Below are 14319 nucleotides of genomic sequence, written 5' to 3'. Positions count from 1 at the left end.
ATAAGTTACCGGCGGGTCGGAACCGGCACCCGCATCAGATCCTCCGCCACGACCAGGTCGCCGTCGAAATGCTTGCGCGCCTCCAGGCGGTGTCCCTCCAGGTCGGCGTATCGCTGCGAGAAATGGGTCAGCACGAGCGTGCGCACGCCCGCCTCCTGCGCCACGGCGGCGGCCTGGGCGGCGGTGAGGTGGCCGAACTCGCGGGCCAGGTCGGCCTCGGCGTCCAGGAAGGTGGCCTCGATGACCAGCATGTCGGCCGCCTCCGCGAGTTCCTCGACGCCCTCGCACATCCGGGTGTCCATCACGAAGGCGAAGCGCTGGCCGCGCCGGACCGTGGAGACGTCGTCGAGGGTGACGGTGCGGCCGTCCGGCGCGGACACCACGCCCTCGCGCTGTAATCGGCCCACCACCGGCCCACCGAGGCCGAACTCCGCCAGCCGTTCCGGCAGCAGGCGGCGGCCGTCGGGTTCGGTGAGCCGGTAGCCGAAGGAGTCGATGCGATGCGACAGCCGCACCGCTGCCAGATCGAATGCGGCGTCCGGCAGCGGGATCGCGCCGGCGGCGCCGACGAGATGCTCCCGCAGCCCCGGGAATTCCGGTACCACGTCCCGCAACCGGCGGTAGATGTCCACGCCGGAGGCCGGGAAGCAGACGTCGACCGGATGCTGCACCCGGTCCAGATTGAGCCGCGCGATGACACCGGGCAGGCCCAGGATGTGATCGCCGTGGAAATGCGTGAGGCAGACGGCGGTCACCCCGGTCACCGACACGCCCGCGTAGAGCATCTGCCGCTGGGTGCCCTCGCCGGGGTCGAACAGCAATCCCGCACCGTCCCAGCGCAGCAGATAACCGTTGTGGTTGCGCTGTCGGGTCGGCACCTGACTGGCCGTCCCCAGCACCACGAGTTCACGCACGCCCCCATCCTGCCGCGTCCCGGCGGAAAATCCGGCGTGGAGACACGCGCCGGCGGCGGACGGCCGGTGCGGCGGCGACCGCCGCGGAGGATTATGGTGGGCCGCATGCTTGCCGAACAGGCCGCCGCGGCGATCGCCGAACGTACCGGAGTCACGCGCCACCGGGTCGCGGTGGTGCTCGGATCGGGCTGGCAGGACGCGGCCGCGGAGATCGGCGCACCGACGGTGTCGCTGCCGATGGCGGAGGTGCCGGGCTTCGGATCGCCCACCGCACAGGGACATCAGGGCACGATCCACTCGGTCACCGTCGGCGGCACCCCGGTGCTGCTGCTGATGGGCCGCCGGCATCTGTACGAGGGTCACGAGCCGGATCTGGTCGTGCACAACGTGCGGGCCGCGATCGCGGCGGGGGCCACCACGGTGCTGCTCACCAATGCCGCGGGCGGCATCCGGCCGGGACTGCGGGTCGGCGAGCCGGTGCTGATCGCCGACCACGTCAACCTCACCGGCCGCACCCCGCTCACCGGCGCCGAATTCGTCGATCTGGTCGATGCCTGGGATCCCGAATTGCGTGCGCTGGCAAGGGAAATCGACCCGAGCCTGACCGAGGGTGTGTACGCGGGGCTGCTCGGCCCGCAGTACGAGACCCCCGCCGAGATCCGCATGCTCGCCACCATCGGCGCCGACCTCGTCGGCATGTCGACCGTGCTGGAGGCCATCGCCTGCCGCGCCCTCGGCGTCCGGCTGCTGGGCATCTCGCTGGTCACCAACCTCGCCGCCGGCGTCACCGGCGCCCACCTCTCGCACGCCGAGGTTCTCGCCGAGGGCAACGCCGCCGCCCCCCGCCTCGGCAAACTGCTGCGCGGGGTGCTCGAGCGCCTGTAGGTATGCGGGTACTCGTCCGCGAACGCCCGCGGCTGCTGCACCGACGCCGCGTCGCCGGCGGATCAACTTGCGCCGCAGGCATATTCGAGGCCCGAGACCGTCGCGGCCGGTTCGAGCGTGGATCCGGGAGTCGCCGTCGCCGCGACCGGCCGCCGGTGCCCTGTCCCGGCGGAGGTGCCGTCCACCTCGGACGGCCCGGTCGGACAGCTCCGGGTCCCCCGGCAATACGATCCGGCCGCACAGCCTCGGCTACGAGCCCATCGGTGCTGAGCGGCCTCCGCTCGAGAGATGGATCGGTGCGGGTACACCGGCCGGAAGGAAGGGATGAGCGATGCTGCGATTCGGAACGGCCGGACTGCGCGGGCCGCTACAGGACGGGCCCGACGGTATGAACGTCGATACCGTGGCGCGGGCGACCGCGGGGCTGGCCCGGTGGCTGCGGGATCGGTGCCTCGGCGGCGGGCTGATCGTCGTCGGTCGCGACGCACGGCACGGCTCCGCGGAATTCGCGGCGGTGACGGCGGAAGTCCTTGCCGCCGAGGGCTTCACGGTGCTGCCACTGTCGCGGCCACTGCCCACCCCGGTACTCGCCTTCGCCGTTCGTGAGCTGAAAGCCGTTGCGGGCGTGCAGATCACCGCATCGCACAATCCGGCCGCGGACAACGGCTACAAGGTCTACCTGGACGGTGGCGCACAACTGATCCCGCCTGCGGACAGCGAGATCGAGGCGTGCATCGACGCCGTGCGCGACCCGGTGCCGCGCACCGATCCGCGGGCCGCCGCCCCCTCCCCCGCGATCCTGTCGCTGCCGACGGGTGCCTCGGTCACCGACCTCGGGGAGGAACTCGTGCGCCGATATCTGGCCAGGGTCGCGGAACTGCCGCGGCGCATCGGCGGCCCGGACGAATCGGGCGACAGTGCGCGCGGTGCCGGACTCGCGCGGAACACCGTGGCGCGCAACGGCCTTCGCATCGCGCTGACGCCGATGCACGGGGTGGGCGGGGAGCTCGCGGTGGCCGCGTTGCGGGCCGCCGGATTCACCGACGTGCACGCGGTCGAGGAGCAGTTCGCACCGGATCCGGATTTCCCGACGGTGCCCTTCCCCAATCCGGAGGAGCCGGGGGCGGCGGATCTGCTGCTGGCGCTGGCCGAGCGGATCGGCGCGGATCTCGCCGTCGCGCTGGATCCGGACGCCGACCGGTGCGCGATCGGGGTGCCGGGGCCGGACGGGTGGCGGATGTTGCGCGGCGACGAGACCGGTGTGCTGCTCGCCGACTACGTGCTGCGCGGCGCGGCGCCGGATGCGTTGGTCGCCACGACCATCGTGTCGTCGCGGCTGCTGAGCGCGCTCGCCGCGGCCCGGGGCGCGCGCTACGCCGAGACGTTGACCGGGTTCAAATGGCTCGCCCGCGCCGGCGACGGCCTGGTGTATGCCTACGAGGAGGCGATCGGGCACTGCGTGGATCCGGCGGCGGTGCGCGACAAGGACGGCATCTCGGCGGCGGTCGCGGCCGCCGATCTGGTCGCCCGGCTCGCCGTCACCGGCCGGGGACTGACCGATGTGCTCGACGACTACGCGGTCGAGTTCGGCCTGCACACCGGCGATCAGGTCTCGCTGCGGCTCGCCGATCCGGCGGCGGCGGCGGCCGTGGTGGGCCGATTGCGCGGCACGCCGCCGGAGAGCATCGCCGGGGTGCCGGTGACGCATACCGATCTGCTGCGGGCCCGCGGCCGGATGCGCACGGACGCGGTGATATTCGAGGGGCCCGGGTTGCGACTGGTGGTCCGGCCGTCGGGTACCGAGCCGAAGCTCAAATGCTATATCGAAGTGGTGCAGCCGGTTTCGGATCGTGCGGCGCTGCCGGAAGCGAAACGACTTGCCGCGCAACAACTCACCGAGATCGGGAAGTTCTGCGCCGAGCTCTGAGCCGGCTCGTCAGCCCGAATGCTCGTGCCGCTCGTGCGCCGACCGCACGAAGGGCAGGACGACGTCCAGGAACTCGTCGGGCGCGGAGGAGAAGGGCAGATGCCCGGTGTCCAGCACCGCCAGCCGGGCGCCCGGGACGAGCCGGCTCGTCGCCCGGCCGAGGTACAGCGGCGCGACCGGATCGCGCCGGCCCCAGACCACCAGTGTGGGCGCCGTGATCCGGGCGGCGCGGGCGGTCAGGTCGTAGCCGGGGTCGCCGAAGCTGCGCCACATCGAGGTGTAGGTCGCCCGGCCCCGCGCGGTGCCGAGGAATCGGAGGGTCCGCTCGGCGACGGCCCGATCGGCCGGGCCGGCGGGCCGCAGGTAAGCGCGCACGATCACCGGCAGCAGCCACCGGGAGACCGGGCGCGACGCGTAGATCCGGAAGTAGGCGCGGGTGAACGGCGTCCGCCGCGCGAATCCGCCGGTGTTGACCAGCACCAGACCGGCGACCCGGGCCGGCTGCTCGATCGCCAGGCGGGCCGCGGCGAATCCGCCGACCGAGCTGCCGATCAGCACCACCGGTTCGGGACCGAGGCCGGCGACGAATTCGGCGAGCGCGTCGGCCAGTGCCACGGCCGTGATCGCCGGATTCGCGGCGGTGACGCCGTGACCGGGCCAGTCCACCGCGCTCACCCGATGCGCCCGGGCCAGCGCGGGCACGATCGGGTCGAAATCGTGGTGGTCGTGGGCGTTCGCGTGCAGCAGCACCACCGGCGGCCCGTCCCCGGTGACCTCGTACGCCAGCTCGCCCGCCGACGTGTGCGCGATCCGCATCGGCTCTCACCGTCCTCTCGTCGAGTAATTCGCTGACCGACCGGTCGCTCAATGACCGATCGGTCAGCGAAAGGGTATCGTCGGCGCGCGGAGCGCACAAGCCCGGTCCGCGGATCCGCCGCGGCGCTCGGATAGGTTGATCGGCAATGAATCTCAGGCAGGACGCGGCGGCGCGCACCCGATCGGCACTGATCGACAGTGGCCTGCGCCTGGCCGAACGCGTCGGCCTGGCGGGGCTCAGCGTGAACGCGCTGGTCGAGGAGCTCGGCGTCGCCAAGGGCACGTTCTTCCACCATTTCGGCTCCCGGGCGGGCTACCTGCTCGCGCTGCACCGGGAATTCCACGACCGGCTCGAGGCCGAGATCGGCACGGCCATGGCCGGTCTCGACCCCGGACGCGAGCGCCTGCTGGCCGGGACCGAGGCCTATCTGGAGGCCTGTCTGCGCGATCGCGGGGTGAAGGCGCTGCTGCTCGAGGCGCGCGCGGAACCGCTGATCGCGGAGGAGGCCGGCGCCCGCAACGCCCGCAACGCCGCCGTGGCCCGGCCGGATTTCGCGGCCATGGGCCGGCCGCACCCGCACGAGGCGGCCCAGCTGTGGATCGGCCTGATCGCCGAGGCCGCACTGCTCGAACTGCACGCCGGCCGGCGCCGTCCGGCCGTCCGCGAGGCGCTCGCCGACTACCTCCGCGATCGCGCGGCGTGAGCGCGCGAACCGATCCGGATGGCTTGCCGCGCATGAATTCTGCGCGAATGTTTGATCGTTCCGACTCGAATCACCCGCCCGTCGATGCGATCATCCACAGAGTGAGCGAACTGCACTGCACCCATTGCGGAAGCGCCGGCCTGGAGGCCGGTTTGGTACAGGGCACCGGATTCGAGCCGGTCGTCAGCCGCTGGATCTCGGGCATCGGCGGCAGACTGTTCGAACCGGGCGAGCGGCCGAGCTACGCGATCGACACCTACCGCTGCCCCGTCTGCCTGCACATCGAGCTGTTCTCGCAGCCGGCCCCGCTGCCCCTGGGCCCGTTGGACCGGCTGGAACGGCAACTGGACCGGTGGGGCGGCCGGCTGCGCGATCGCAACGAGCGGGTCCGCGGCCGCAGCCGGCGGCTACGCACGCCGCGGGCCGGTCGGCGCATCCTGCGATCGGCCCGCCCGGAGACCGGGCCGTCGGAGGCCGGTCCGAAGTGAACGCGGCCGGAACACCTTCAGCGCGGGCCGAACTGGCGGTCGCCCGCATCGCCGAGGCCGGGCACGATGTAGGCGTTCGCGTTCAGACCGGAATCCACGACGGCCGTGACCAGTCGCACCGGATGGTCCGACTTCTCCAGCGCCGCAATGCCTTCCGGCGCGGACACCACACAGATCGCGGTGACGTCGGTGGCGCCGCGGGCCCGCAGCCGGTCCAGGGTGTGCAGCATCGAGCCGCCGGTGGCCAGCATCGGATCCAGCACGAACACCGGCACGCCGGACAGATCCTTCGGCAGCGACTCCATATAGGGCACGGGCTGGTGACTGTCCTCGTCGCGGGCGATGCCGACGAATCCCACCCGCGACTGCGGGACCAGGGCACTGGCCGCCTCGACCATGCCGAGTCCGGCCCGCAGCACCGGAACCAGCAACGGCGGGTGCGACAGTCGCGTCCCCTGCGCGACGGCGACCGGCGTGGTCACCGGGAAGGTGGCGACCGGAGCGTGGCGCAGCGCCTCGTAGATCAGCAGTCCGGTCAGATCCCGCAACGCGGCCCGGAACCCCGGGTTGGTGGTGCGTTCGTCCCGCAGAGTGGTCAGCAACGTGGCGGTCAGGGGATGATCCACGATGAGCGTGCGCATGGCCACACCCTAGAGTCTGCGGAGCGTGAGCGGTGTCCGGGGAAGTTTTCCGGTCGCACCGGAACCGAAGTGCGGGAGGGCGCGTCCAACCCGCTGAATGACGTACCCTGCCAAGAGAACAGCACGATGGGGGATGTTGTATGGAGAAACTCTCGGTCGACACCCAGGGCGTCGCGACATACGGCGCCACCGCTACCGGCCTGGCCGGTGAGATGGGCTCCGCGGCGGCACATGCCGCGGCCGCCGATCCACTGTTGCTGGGCCCGATCCTCGGGCTGATCGGCGGCGATTTCGTCGACGCCTATCGCGCCGCCCACGCGGGGCACGTGGCAGCCATCGGCCAGCTGTCCGCGGTCCTCGGTTCGATGGGCACCGCCGCCACCGGCACGGCCGCCACCTATGCCGAGTCGGAACTCGAACACGCCGATGCGCTGCGCGCCGTCGAGGGAGAACTGACATGAGTCCGGTGCTCGACGTGGACGCGTTGACCAAGCCGATCACCGACCTGCTGGCCGGTTTCGGTACCGGGGTGCTGCCGACCGGCGGCCCCGCCGATTCGCTGCGGCAGTCCTCCGCGGCGGTCGACGGCGTCGAACAGGCCGGCCGGCAGAGCATCGATCAACTCGACGCGTCCTGGCAGGGCGGTGGCGGCGACGCCGCCACCGACAAGGCCATGCGGGTGCAGACCGCGGCGGCCACCATCTCCGACCGCGGCGTCACCATGGCCGACGTCGTGGGCCTCGCCGCCGCCTCGGTGCAGTCCGGCCAGCAGGAGATCGGCGCGGTCCTGCAGGATTTCGTGCAGTCGGTGAATGCGCTGGGCCCGGCCGTCGCGACCCCGGCGGGCATGGCCACGGTGGTGAACTCGGCCATCGACCATCTCGGCCGGGCGCTGGCGGTCGTGTCGCGGGTGCAGACGGATCTGGGCACGCACACCGCCTCGATGACCGAGCTGGTTCCGCCGCCGCCCACGCCGCCGCCCGCGGGTGCGCCGACCGATCTGGCGGGCCTGGCCGCCGAGGGCGCCCGGCAGGCCGCCACACTGCTCGGCGGCAGTGGCGGCGTACTGAGCGGTCTGATCGGCAACGGCGGTGCGGCGGTGGACGATCTCGTCGGCCGGGCCACCCAGCCGGCCCCGCTGAACCAGATGGCCGCGCCGCCACCGCTGTTGCCCGGCCATCCCGAGGCGGTGGCGATCTCCCTGCCGGACGGCAGTCAGACGATCGCCCCGAATCCGAGGGCCGCGACCGCGGTGGAGGCGGCGATCAGCGCCGTCGGCACCCCGTACGTGTGGGGTGGCAACACTCCGGGCGTCGGCATGGACTGCAGCGGGCTGACCCACTGGGCCTACGGTCAGGCCGGTGTGGATCTGCCCCGGATCGCCTCCGACCAGGGTGGTATGCCGATCTCGGCCGGCGATGTCATGCCCGGCGACCTGGCGGTCTGGGACGGCCACGTGGCGATGGTGGTCGGCAACGGCCAGATGGTCGAGGCCGGCAGTCCGGTGCGCATCGATCCGATTCGAACGGAGAACATGGGAATGGCGTTCCACGGCTTCTACAGGCCGACGGCGTAATGGGGCACACCGAATGAATTCCGAGCAGAAGCCGCCGATCCCGGCGGTGACGGTGGCGGTCAGCAGCAATCGGTCCGGCACCATCAGCGTGCGCGCCACCGATCAGGGCATGCCGGTCGAGATCGGTTTCGAACGCAGCGAATATCGTTACGGCGCAAAGGCTCTGGCCGCCGAGATCCTGCGCCTGACGAAGCGGTCGGCGATCGTGGCCAAGGCCCGTCGCCGGGAGCTGCTGGCCGAATCGGGTATGCCCGCGGAACTGCTGGACAAATTGGGCCTGCCGACCCGGCAGTCCGCGGTGGACGAGCTGGACCGCATCGACGACGAGGACACCGGGCCCACGAGCTGGATGAGGCCGGTGTGAGCCTCCGGGTGAGAAGGGATACGCCATGAGCGCGGAGATGGACGCGCTGGTCGCTCACGCGACGGAGAAGCTCGAGGCGCTGGAGGCCGCGCTGTTCGGGCTGAAGCAGGTGCGTGGTCGCTTCACCAGCGACGATGGCCTGGTGAGCGTGGAGGTCGACAGCGACGGCGCCATGGTCGGCCTGTCCCTGGCCGAGTCGGTCAGCGGCCATCCCCCCGCCGACGTGGGGCAACTCATCATCTGGGCGTGCCAGCAGGCCGCTCAGGACGCCGGTCGGCAGCGGTCGGACGTGGTTGCGACCCTCAACTCCGCGTTCGTTCCGCCCACTGCGGGAAGCGTTGCGGGGCGGGCCGAATAGTGCCGCAGACGACGGCTCGATAGGCTTCCGGTCATGGCTTCTGGAGACATCGTCCCGATCGAGCTCGGCCTGACCGATGGCGACCTCGTCACCCTGTGGGCACCGCGCTGGCGGGACGGTGACGACGAATGGGAGGCATTCCTCGGACACGAGGACGCGCTCTACGGATTCGAGTCGGTCGCGGAGCTCGCCGCGTTCATCCGCACCAACGACGACAACGATCTGATCGACCATCCGGCCTGGAAGGTCGTGGCCGGATTGTCCGCCGCGGAGCTGGAGCCGGAGGAGCAGTACGCCTTCGATCTGGTCGGCGCGCCGGAACTCGCGGCGGGCGACCCGGATCCGGAGACCATCGCCGAGCTCGAGGAGACGCTCGACATGGTCCGGACCATCGGCGAGGTGTGCGAGCTCGAGGTGGTGACGAAGTTCTTCGGTTCGCACCCCGTGCTCGGGGCGCTGCCCGCGGGTGTGAACGCCTTCGTCGGCCGTGAGGGCCAGGAACTGTGGGACCAGATCGGCGCGGCCATCGCCAAGGACTGGGACCAGGTCATCGACGCCATCGACTCGGTGGTGCACACGCCCGAGGTGGACGCCGCGGCCGTCGCCGTCGCCGAGGCCGAACTGCTGGCCGCCGAGGAGAACATCGTCGACGCCGAGGATGTCGCGGAAACCGAGGACGACAACGAATTCGAGCAGGTCGACCTGGATGCCGAGGACGAGGAGGAAGAGGAGACCTTCTGGAACACCGTCGGCATCGACCCGGTGAAGATCATCACCTCCGACGGCACCTGGTTCACGCTGCGCTGCTACCTCGACGACGAGCCGGTGTTCCTGGGCAGCGAGGGCGCCATCACGATCTTCGCCTCCGAGCGCGCCCTGGCCCGCTACCTCGCCGACGAGCACGACCACGACCTGGCCCGCGTGAGCACCTTCGACGAGGTGCGCACGGCGGCCACCGACGGCTCGCTGGAGGTCGAGGTCACCGAGGAGAACGTCTACGTCCTGCCCGGCCTCGCCGACGATCTGGCCGTCGGCCCCCGTCAGGTGGATGTCGACCAGCTCGACCTCGCGGTCGAATTGTTCACCGACGCAGCCGATTACGCGGGCGACGACGGGGTGGAGCAGGCGCTGGCCAAGTCCACGCCGCTGGGCTGGTACGTGTCGTACCTGCTGGAGCCGGACCCGAACCGGCTGGCTCCGAGCCCGCCGTTCACCACCGAGGCGGCCGGCTGGCGGGTTCTGGAGCAGGCGTTCGAGGCCCGGCTGCAGAAGGCCTGAAGCCGGGCCGGCTCAGCCGATCAGTACGGCGTAGCCGGGCTTGATCACCTCGTCGATCAGGCGCAACCGGTCCGGGAACGGGATGAAGGCGGACTTCATCGCATTGATCGTGAACCGCTCCAGATCGCTCCAGCCGTAGCCGAAGGTCTCGACCAGCTTGAGCATCTCCCGGCTCATGTCGGTATCGCTCATCAGCCGGTTGTCGGTGTTGACGGTGACCCGGAACCGCAACCGGGCCAGCAGATCGAACGGATGCTTGTCCAGTGACGGCACCGCACCGGTCTGCACATTCGACGACGGGCACAGTTCCAGCGGAATCCGTTTGTCCCGAACATAATTGGCGACCAGACCGAGGCGCAGCCCGCTGTGGTCGGGTACCGTGCCGCCCTCCGGCGCGGGGGTCGCGGCCGCGGTCGCGCCGTCGAAGATGTCGTCGGTGATCCGCACCCCGTGCCCGAGCCGATCGCAGCCGCAGAACGCCAGCGCCTCGTGGATCGAGGGCAGGCCGAACGCCTCGCCCGCGTGAATGGTGAAGTGCGCGTTGTTGGCTCGCATGTACTCGAACGCATCGAGGTGCCGGGTGGGCGGGTAACCGGCCTCGGCGCCGGCGATGTCGAAGCCGCCCACGCCGCGCCGGCGGAACCGCACCGCGAGTTCGGCGATCTCCAGCGAGCGTGCCGCGTGCCGCATGGCGGTCAGCAGGCAGATCACCCGGATCGGGTTCCCGGCCGCGGCGGCGATCTCCTCACCCTCGCGGAATCCGGCGAGGGTGTGTTCGACCACTTCGTCGAGGGTGAGGCCGCGCTCGAGATGTTGTTCGGGCGCGAATCGAACCTCCGCGTAGACCACGCCGTCGGTGGCCAGGTCCTCGGCGGCCTCGCGGGCCACCCGGCGCAGGCCCTCGGGGGTCTGCATCACGGCGACGGTGTGCGCGAAGGTTTCCAGATATCGTTCCAGCGAGCCGCTGTCGGCGGCGTCGCGGAACCAGTGGCCGAGCGCGTCGGCATCGGTGGCCGGCAGCTGATCGTAGCCGCAGCCGGCGGCCAACTCGAGTACCGTGGCGGGCCGCAGGCCACCATCGAGGTGATCGTGCAGCACCGCCTTGGGCGCCCGGCGGATCGAGGCGAGAGTGAGAGGCGTCGGTCCAGTCATGTATTGACGCTAGCCGCATCGGCGGGGGTGCGCAGGCAACTTTCCGTGTGTCCATCCTCTCGACGGCATGTCGTTGCCCGACGTGTCCGGCGTGGTCACCTCGCTATCCGGTCCAGAACCAGCGGTGACGCGGCGACCTCGGCATCGCCGATCGTGTACGAGCGGTGCAGCACGTCACAGGCGTCGCCGACCAGTTCCGGGCGGTCGGCGTGCAGGGTGTAGATCGGGTCGCCCGCCGCGACGCGGTCGCCGGGCCGCACGTGCACCTCGATACCCGCCGCGTGGTCGATCGCATCGCCCTGCCGGGCCCGGCCCGCGCCGAGCAGCCACGCCGCCCGCCCGACCAGCAGTGCGTCGACCCCGGCGACGATGCCGGCCCGGCCCGCCGAGATCTGCTCGCGCAGGCGCGCGGCGGGCAGGGCCGCGCCGGGCTCGCCACCCTGGGCCCGGACCATGGCCCGCCAGCGATCCATGGCCCGGCCGTCGGCGAGCGCGTCGGCCGGGTCGACATCGTGAATTCCGGCCTGCGCCAACATCTCCCGCGCGAGGGTGAGGGTCAGCTCGACGACGTCGGGCGGGCCGCCGCCGGCCAGCACCGCCACCGACTCGGTCACCTCCAGGGCATTGCCGACCGCGCGGCCCAGCGGGGCGTCCATGGCGGTGAGCAACGCGACGGTACGCACACCGGAGTCGGTGCCCAGTTCGACCATGGTGGCGGCCAGCTCCCGGGCGGAGTCGAGATCCTTCATGAAGGCGCCGCTGCCCACCTTGACGTCGAGGACCAGCGCCGAGGTGCCCTCGGCGATCTTCTTGCTCATGATCGAGCTGGCGATCAGCGGGATGGATTCGACGGTGCCGGTGACATCGCGCAAGGCGTAGAGGCGTTTGTCGGCGGGGGCCAGATCCGCGCCGGCCGCGCACACCACCGCGCCGATCGCCGGATCGGCCAGGATCTCCCGCATCCGGGCCGGCGCGAGATCGGCCTGCCAGCCGGGAATCGATTCGAGTTTGTCCAGGGTGCCGCCGGTGTGGCCGAGGCCCCGGCCGGACAGCTGCGGCACCGCCGCCCCGCACGCGGCGACCAGCGGGGCCAGCGGCAGCGTGATCTTGTCGCCGACGCCGCCGGTGGAGTGCTTGTCGACGGTGGGCCGGGTCAGCTCCGGGAAGGACATCCGCTGTCCGGAGGCGATCATCGCCGCGGTCCAGCGCGCGATCTCGCGGCGGGTCATCCCCCGCCACACGATCGCCATCGCCAGCGCGGACATCTGCTCGTCGGCGACCACCCCGCGGGTGTACGCGTCGATCACCCAGTCGATCTGCGCGTCCGACAGGTCACCGCCGTCCCGCTTGGTCGTGATCACCGCCGTCGCCGATTGCTCGCTCGCCATGGGACACAGCCTTGCAGACCGGGATCGGCCCCGCAGCCGTCGATTTCACTCCCGCACGCGCTGCAGGCAAATCGCCGACCGACACGTCGGTTTCCCGCCACATTCGCCCGGCGTGGTCAGTTTCGGACACGCCGCACGCCTGCCGTCGGTCCCGTGCGACGACCCCGTTCCCGCGCCCGCCGGCCCGAATCGAACGGCGCGGCGATAGTCCGGCGCTATTGCTGCCCGGCGGCGAGATCGTCGGGTCCGAACGCGTCCGGCAGCAGCTCGCGCAGCGGCCGCGGACCGTCCTTGTGATCGACGAGCAGATCCCCGCCGCCGTGCTCGTGGAGCAGCTGCCGGCAACGTCCGCACGGCATCAGAATTTCGCCGCGGGAATCGCATACGGCAACCGCCAGCAAACGGCCGCCTCCGGTCGCGTGGAGGTTACCGATGAGTACACATTCGGCGCAGAGGCCCAGTCCGTATGAGATATTTTCCACATTGCAACCGGCCACAATTCGTCCCGTGGCGGTGAGGCCCGCAGCCCCGACCGGAAACCTCGAGTAGGGCGCATAGGCATGACGCATGATTTCGGATGCGTTGCGGCGCAAGGTATTCCAGTCGATTTCGGACATATCGGACCTCCGTGGAAGCGTGTCGCGAGTGGTGGTGGGGAGCCCGTTTCACACCGGTGAAGCCGTCAGGCTAGGCAAACCTAACTACGCTAATTGCGACATAACGACCGGCACGCCGAATTAGTTCCGTGAATCGCCGAGGATTAGAGTTCTCGGCAGATCGGTCCAGGTTCCCGGCGGCCGTCCGGCACTCAGGCCACCCGGGTCTCGGCTCCGGCAACGAGCTGGTGTTCTCCAGAGCCGCTACTGCGTCCAGAGTAGCGGGATCGCGGAGCCCGCACGCCGAAATCTGCGACCGCATCCGACTAGCCGGCTCGCCGGCGTGTCCATCGACGACGTTGGAGGCACCGCACTCTATGACGACCATCGAAGCTCCGGCACGGCCGAAGCGGAAGAGCTTGTACCGCGGCGACCCGGGCATGTGGTCCTGGGCGCTGCACCGGATCACCGGCGTGGCGATCTTCTTCTTCCTGTTCGTGCACGTGCTCGACACCGCGCTGGTACGGGTGAGCCCGGACACCTACAACCGGGCGATCGAGACGTACAAGAACCCGGTCGTGGCCCTGCTGGAGATGGGCCTGGTCGTGTGCGTGCTGTTCCACGCGCTCAACGGCCTGCGGCTGATCCTCGTCGACTTCTGGTCCAAGGGCGTCAAGTACCAGCGCCTGATGCTGTGGATCGTCCTGACGGTCTGGGTCCTGGTCGCGGCCGCCGGCGTCGGCCGCCAGCTCTTCTACATGATCACGACGGAGCTCTGAGACCACATGACTGCACCTGTTCTCGGCAAGTCCTACGATCGGCCCGCCAGCCTCGACTCCCCGCGCGCCCCGCGCCGCACCTCGGGCAACAACTTCGAGAAGTACGCGTGGCTGTTCATGCGCTTCTCCGGTCTGCTGCTGATCGTGCTGGTCTTCGGCCACATGACGATCATGCTGATGCTCGACGGCGGCGTGAAGCGGGTCAACTTCGGCTTCGTGGCCGGCCGCTGGGCCAGCCCGTTCTGGCAGCTGTGGGATCTGGCCATGTTGTGGCTGGCCCAGCTGCACGGCGGCAACGGCCTGCGCACGGTCATCGACGACTACGCCCGCAAGGATCAGACCCGGTTCTGGCTGAAGACCCTGCTGGCCGTCGCGATGATCCTGATCATGGGCGTGGGCAGCTACGTCATCTTCACCTTCGACCCCAACATCAGCTAGGAGCAGGCCACCGCG

The 14319-nt window shown here is 70.6% G+C and carries 17 protein-coding genes; 11 read left to right on the top strand and 6 right to left on the bottom strand.

The genetic code is table 11. The features are described from left to right. Positions 1–5: 5 nt before the first annotated feature. Complete coding sequence (locus G361_RS0140995; protein WP_019932970.1) at positions 6–914, bottom strand: ribonuclease Z; 909 nt, start codon at positions 912–914, stop codon at positions 6–8. 105 nt (positions 915–1019) lie between these two features. On the opposite strand from G361_RS0140995, the gene G361_RS0140990 reads away from it, so the two are divergent. Beyond that, positions 1020–1799, top strand: a complete 780-nt coding sequence (locus G361_RS0140990) for a purine-nucleoside phosphorylase (RefSeq protein WP_026344135.1) — start codon at positions 1020–1022, stop codon at positions 1797–1799. A 331-nt stretch (positions 1800–2130) separates the two neighbouring features. Next, positions 2131–3726 (top strand): phospho-sugar mutase, encoded by a 1596-nt coding sequence (locus G361_RS46460; protein ID WP_019932968.1) that lies wholly within the window; start codon positions 2131–2133, stop codon positions 3724–3726. Positions 3727–3735: 9 nt separating this feature from the next. Here the strand turns inward: G361_RS46460 and G361_RS0140980 are convergent, their stop codons facing one another. Continuing rightward, positions 3736–4542 (bottom strand): alpha/beta fold hydrolase, encoded by an 807-nt coding sequence (locus tag G361_RS0140980; RefSeq protein ID WP_019932967.1) that lies wholly within the window; start codon positions 4540–4542, stop codon positions 3736–3738. A 146-nt stretch (positions 4543–4688) separates the two neighbouring features. Here G361_RS0140980 and G361_RS0140975 point away from each other — a divergent pair, with 146 nt between their 5' ends. Together G361_RS0140975 and G361_RS47645 are read left to right on the top strand one after the other, a co-directional pair. Next, entirely contained in the window at positions 4689–5246 is a 558-nt protein-coding gene (locus G361_RS0140975) for a TetR/AcrR family transcriptional regulator (protein WP_019932966.1), read from the top strand. A gap of 101 nt (positions 5247–5347) precedes the next feature. Beyond that, positions 5348–5734 carry a hypothetical protein gene (locus tag G361_RS47645; RefSeq protein ID WP_155982071.1) on the top strand — a complete coding sequence of 129 codons (387 nt, stop codon included), beginning with the start codon at positions 5348–5350 and terminating at the stop codon, positions 5732–5734. A gap of 17 nt (positions 5735–5751) precedes the next feature. Here G361_RS47645 and upp read toward each other — a convergent pair whose 3' ends face one another. Beyond that, positions 5752–6375: a uracil phosphoribosyltransferase gene (gene upp, locus G361_RS0140965; RefSeq protein ID WP_019932964.1), complete on the bottom strand. Its 624-nt coding sequence runs from the start codon at positions 6373–6375 to the stop codon at positions 5752–5754. A 140-nt stretch (positions 6376–6515) separates the two neighbouring features. Between upp and G361_RS0140960 the strand changes: the two genes are divergently transcribed. Genes G361_RS0140960 through G361_RS0140940 form a run of 5 tightly spaced genes read left to right on the top strand, consistent with a single transcriptional unit; the run spans position 6516 to position 9951 of the window. Beyond that, complete coding sequence (locus G361_RS0140960; RefSeq protein ID WP_019932963.1) at positions 6516–6836, top strand: type VII secretion target; 321 nt, start codon at positions 6516–6518, stop codon at positions 6834–6836. Then, the gene (locus G361_RS0140955; RefSeq protein WP_019932962.1) at positions 6833–7951 is read left to right on the top strand and encodes an NlpC/P60 family protein; all 1119 of its coding nucleotides are present in this window, start codon (positions 6833–6835) and stop codon (positions 7949–7951) included. The genes G361_RS0140960 and G361_RS0140955 overlap by 4 nt, the downstream gene beginning before the upstream one ends. A 13-nt stretch (positions 7952–7964) precedes the next feature. After that, the gene (locus G361_RS0140950) at positions 7965–8315 is read left to right on the top strand and encodes a hypothetical protein (protein ID WP_019932961.1); all 351 of its coding nucleotides are present in this window, start codon (positions 7965–7967) and stop codon (positions 8313–8315) included. A gap of 25 nt (positions 8316–8340) precedes the next feature. Then, positions 8341–8673 (top strand): YbaB/EbfC family nucleoid-associated protein, encoded by a 333-nt coding sequence (locus tag G361_RS0140945; RefSeq protein WP_019932960.1) that lies wholly within the window; start codon positions 8341–8343, stop codon positions 8671–8673. Positions 8674–8706: 33 nt separating this feature from the next. Next, the gene (locus tag G361_RS0140940; RefSeq protein ID WP_019932959.1) at positions 8707–9951 is read left to right on the top strand and encodes a hypothetical protein; all 1245 of its coding nucleotides are present in this window, start codon (positions 8707–8709) and stop codon (positions 9949–9951) included. Positions 9952–9963: 12 nt separating this feature from the next. Here the strand turns inward: G361_RS0140940 and G361_RS0140935 are convergent, their stop codons facing one another. The 3 genes from G361_RS0140935 to G361_RS0140925 all read right to left on the bottom strand — a co-directional run bounded on the left by G361_RS0140935 (position 9964) and on the right by G361_RS0140925 (position 13108). After that, positions 9964–11103 (bottom strand): adenosine deaminase, encoded by a 1140-nt coding sequence (locus G361_RS0140935; protein WP_026344133.1) that lies wholly within the window; start codon positions 11101–11103, stop codon positions 9964–9966. Positions 11104–11198: 95 nt separating this feature from the next. Further along, entirely contained in the window at positions 11199–12491 is a 1293-nt protein-coding gene (locus G361_RS0140930; protein ID WP_019932957.1) for a thymidine phosphorylase, read from the bottom strand. A 215-nt stretch (positions 12492–12706) separates the two neighbouring features. Next, positions 12707–13108: a cytidine deaminase gene (locus G361_RS0140925; RefSeq protein ID WP_019932956.1), complete on the bottom strand. Its 402-nt coding sequence runs from the start codon at positions 13106–13108 to the stop codon at positions 12707–12709. A gap of 356 nt (positions 13109–13464) precedes the next feature. On the opposite strand from G361_RS0140925, the gene sdhC reads away from it, so the two are divergent. After that, positions 13465–13866 carry a succinate dehydrogenase, cytochrome b556 subunit gene (gene sdhC / locus G361_RS0140920; RefSeq protein WP_019932955.1) on the top strand — a complete coding sequence of 134 codons (402 nt, stop codon included), beginning with the start codon at positions 13465–13467 and terminating at the stop codon, positions 13864–13866. A 6-nt stretch (positions 13867–13872) separates the two neighbouring features. Next, on the top strand, positions 13873–14304 hold the full coding sequence (locus G361_RS0140915) for a succinate dehydrogenase hydrophobic membrane anchor subunit (protein WP_019932954.1): 432 nt from the start codon (positions 13873–13875) through the stop codon (positions 14302–14304). The last annotated feature ends 15 nt before the right edge of the window (positions 14305–14319 follow it).

Source organism: Nocardia sp. BMG111209 (genome assembly GCF_000381925.1).
Taxonomy (GTDB): Bacteria; Actinomycetota; Actinomycetes; order Mycobacteriales; family Mycobacteriaceae; genus Nocardia.
Note: the sequence above shows the minus strand (reverse complement) of the source record. Positions and strands in the feature narration are given on the sequence as shown.

Coding starts and splice junctions, on each gene's coding strand:
- G361_RS0140990 (WP_026344135.1), top strand. CDS start 1,020: ATGCTTGCCGAACAGGCCGCCGCGGCGATCGCCGAACGTACCGGAGTC.
- G361_RS46460 (WP_019932968.1), top strand. CDS start 2,131: ATGCTGCGATTCGGAACGGCCGGACTGCGCGGGCCGCTACAGGACGGG.
- G361_RS0140980 (WP_019932967.1), bottom strand. CDS start 4,542: ATGCGGATCGCGCACACGTCGGCGGGCGAGCTGGCGTACGAGGTCACC.
- G361_RS0140975 (WP_019932966.1), top strand. CDS start 4,689: ATGAATCTCAGGCAGGACGCGGCGGCGCGCACCCGATCGGCACTGATC.
- upp (WP_019932964.1), bottom strand. CDS start 6,375: ATGCGCACGCTCATCGTGGATCATCCCCTGACCGCCACGTTGCTGACC.
- G361_RS0140960 (WP_019932963.1), top strand. CDS start 6,516: ATGGAGAAACTCTCGGTCGACACCCAGGGCGTCGCGACATACGGCGCC.
- G361_RS0140955 (WP_019932962.1), top strand. CDS start 6,833: ATGAGTCCGGTGCTCGACGTGGACGCGTTGACCAAGCCGATCACCGAC.
- G361_RS0140950 (WP_019932961.1), top strand. CDS start 7,965: ATGAATTCCGAGCAGAAGCCGCCGATCCCGGCGGTGACGGTGGCGGTC.
- G361_RS0140945 (WP_019932960.1), top strand. CDS start 8,341: ATGAGCGCGGAGATGGACGCGCTGGTCGCTCACGCGACGGAGAAGCTC.
- G361_RS0140940 (WP_019932959.1), top strand. CDS start 8,707: ATGGCTTCTGGAGACATCGTCCCGATCGAGCTCGGCCTGACCGATGGC.
- G361_RS0140935 (WP_026344133.1), bottom strand. CDS start 11,103: ATGACTGGACCGACGCCTCTCACTCTCGCCTCGATCCGCCGGGCGCCC.
- G361_RS0140930 (WP_019932957.1), bottom strand. CDS start 12,491: ATGGCGAGCGAGCAATCGGCGACGGCGGTGATCACGACCAAGCGGGAC.
- G361_RS0140925 (WP_019932956.1), bottom strand. CDS start 13,108: ATGTCCGAAATCGACTGGAATACCTTGCGCCGCAACGCATCCGAAATC.
- sdhC (WP_019932955.1), top strand. CDS start 13,465: ATGACGACCATCGAAGCTCCGGCACGGCCGAAGCGGAAGAGCTTGTAC.
- G361_RS0140915 (WP_019932954.1), top strand. CDS start 13,873: ATGACTGCACCTGTTCTCGGCAAGTCCTACGATCGGCCCGCCAGCCTC.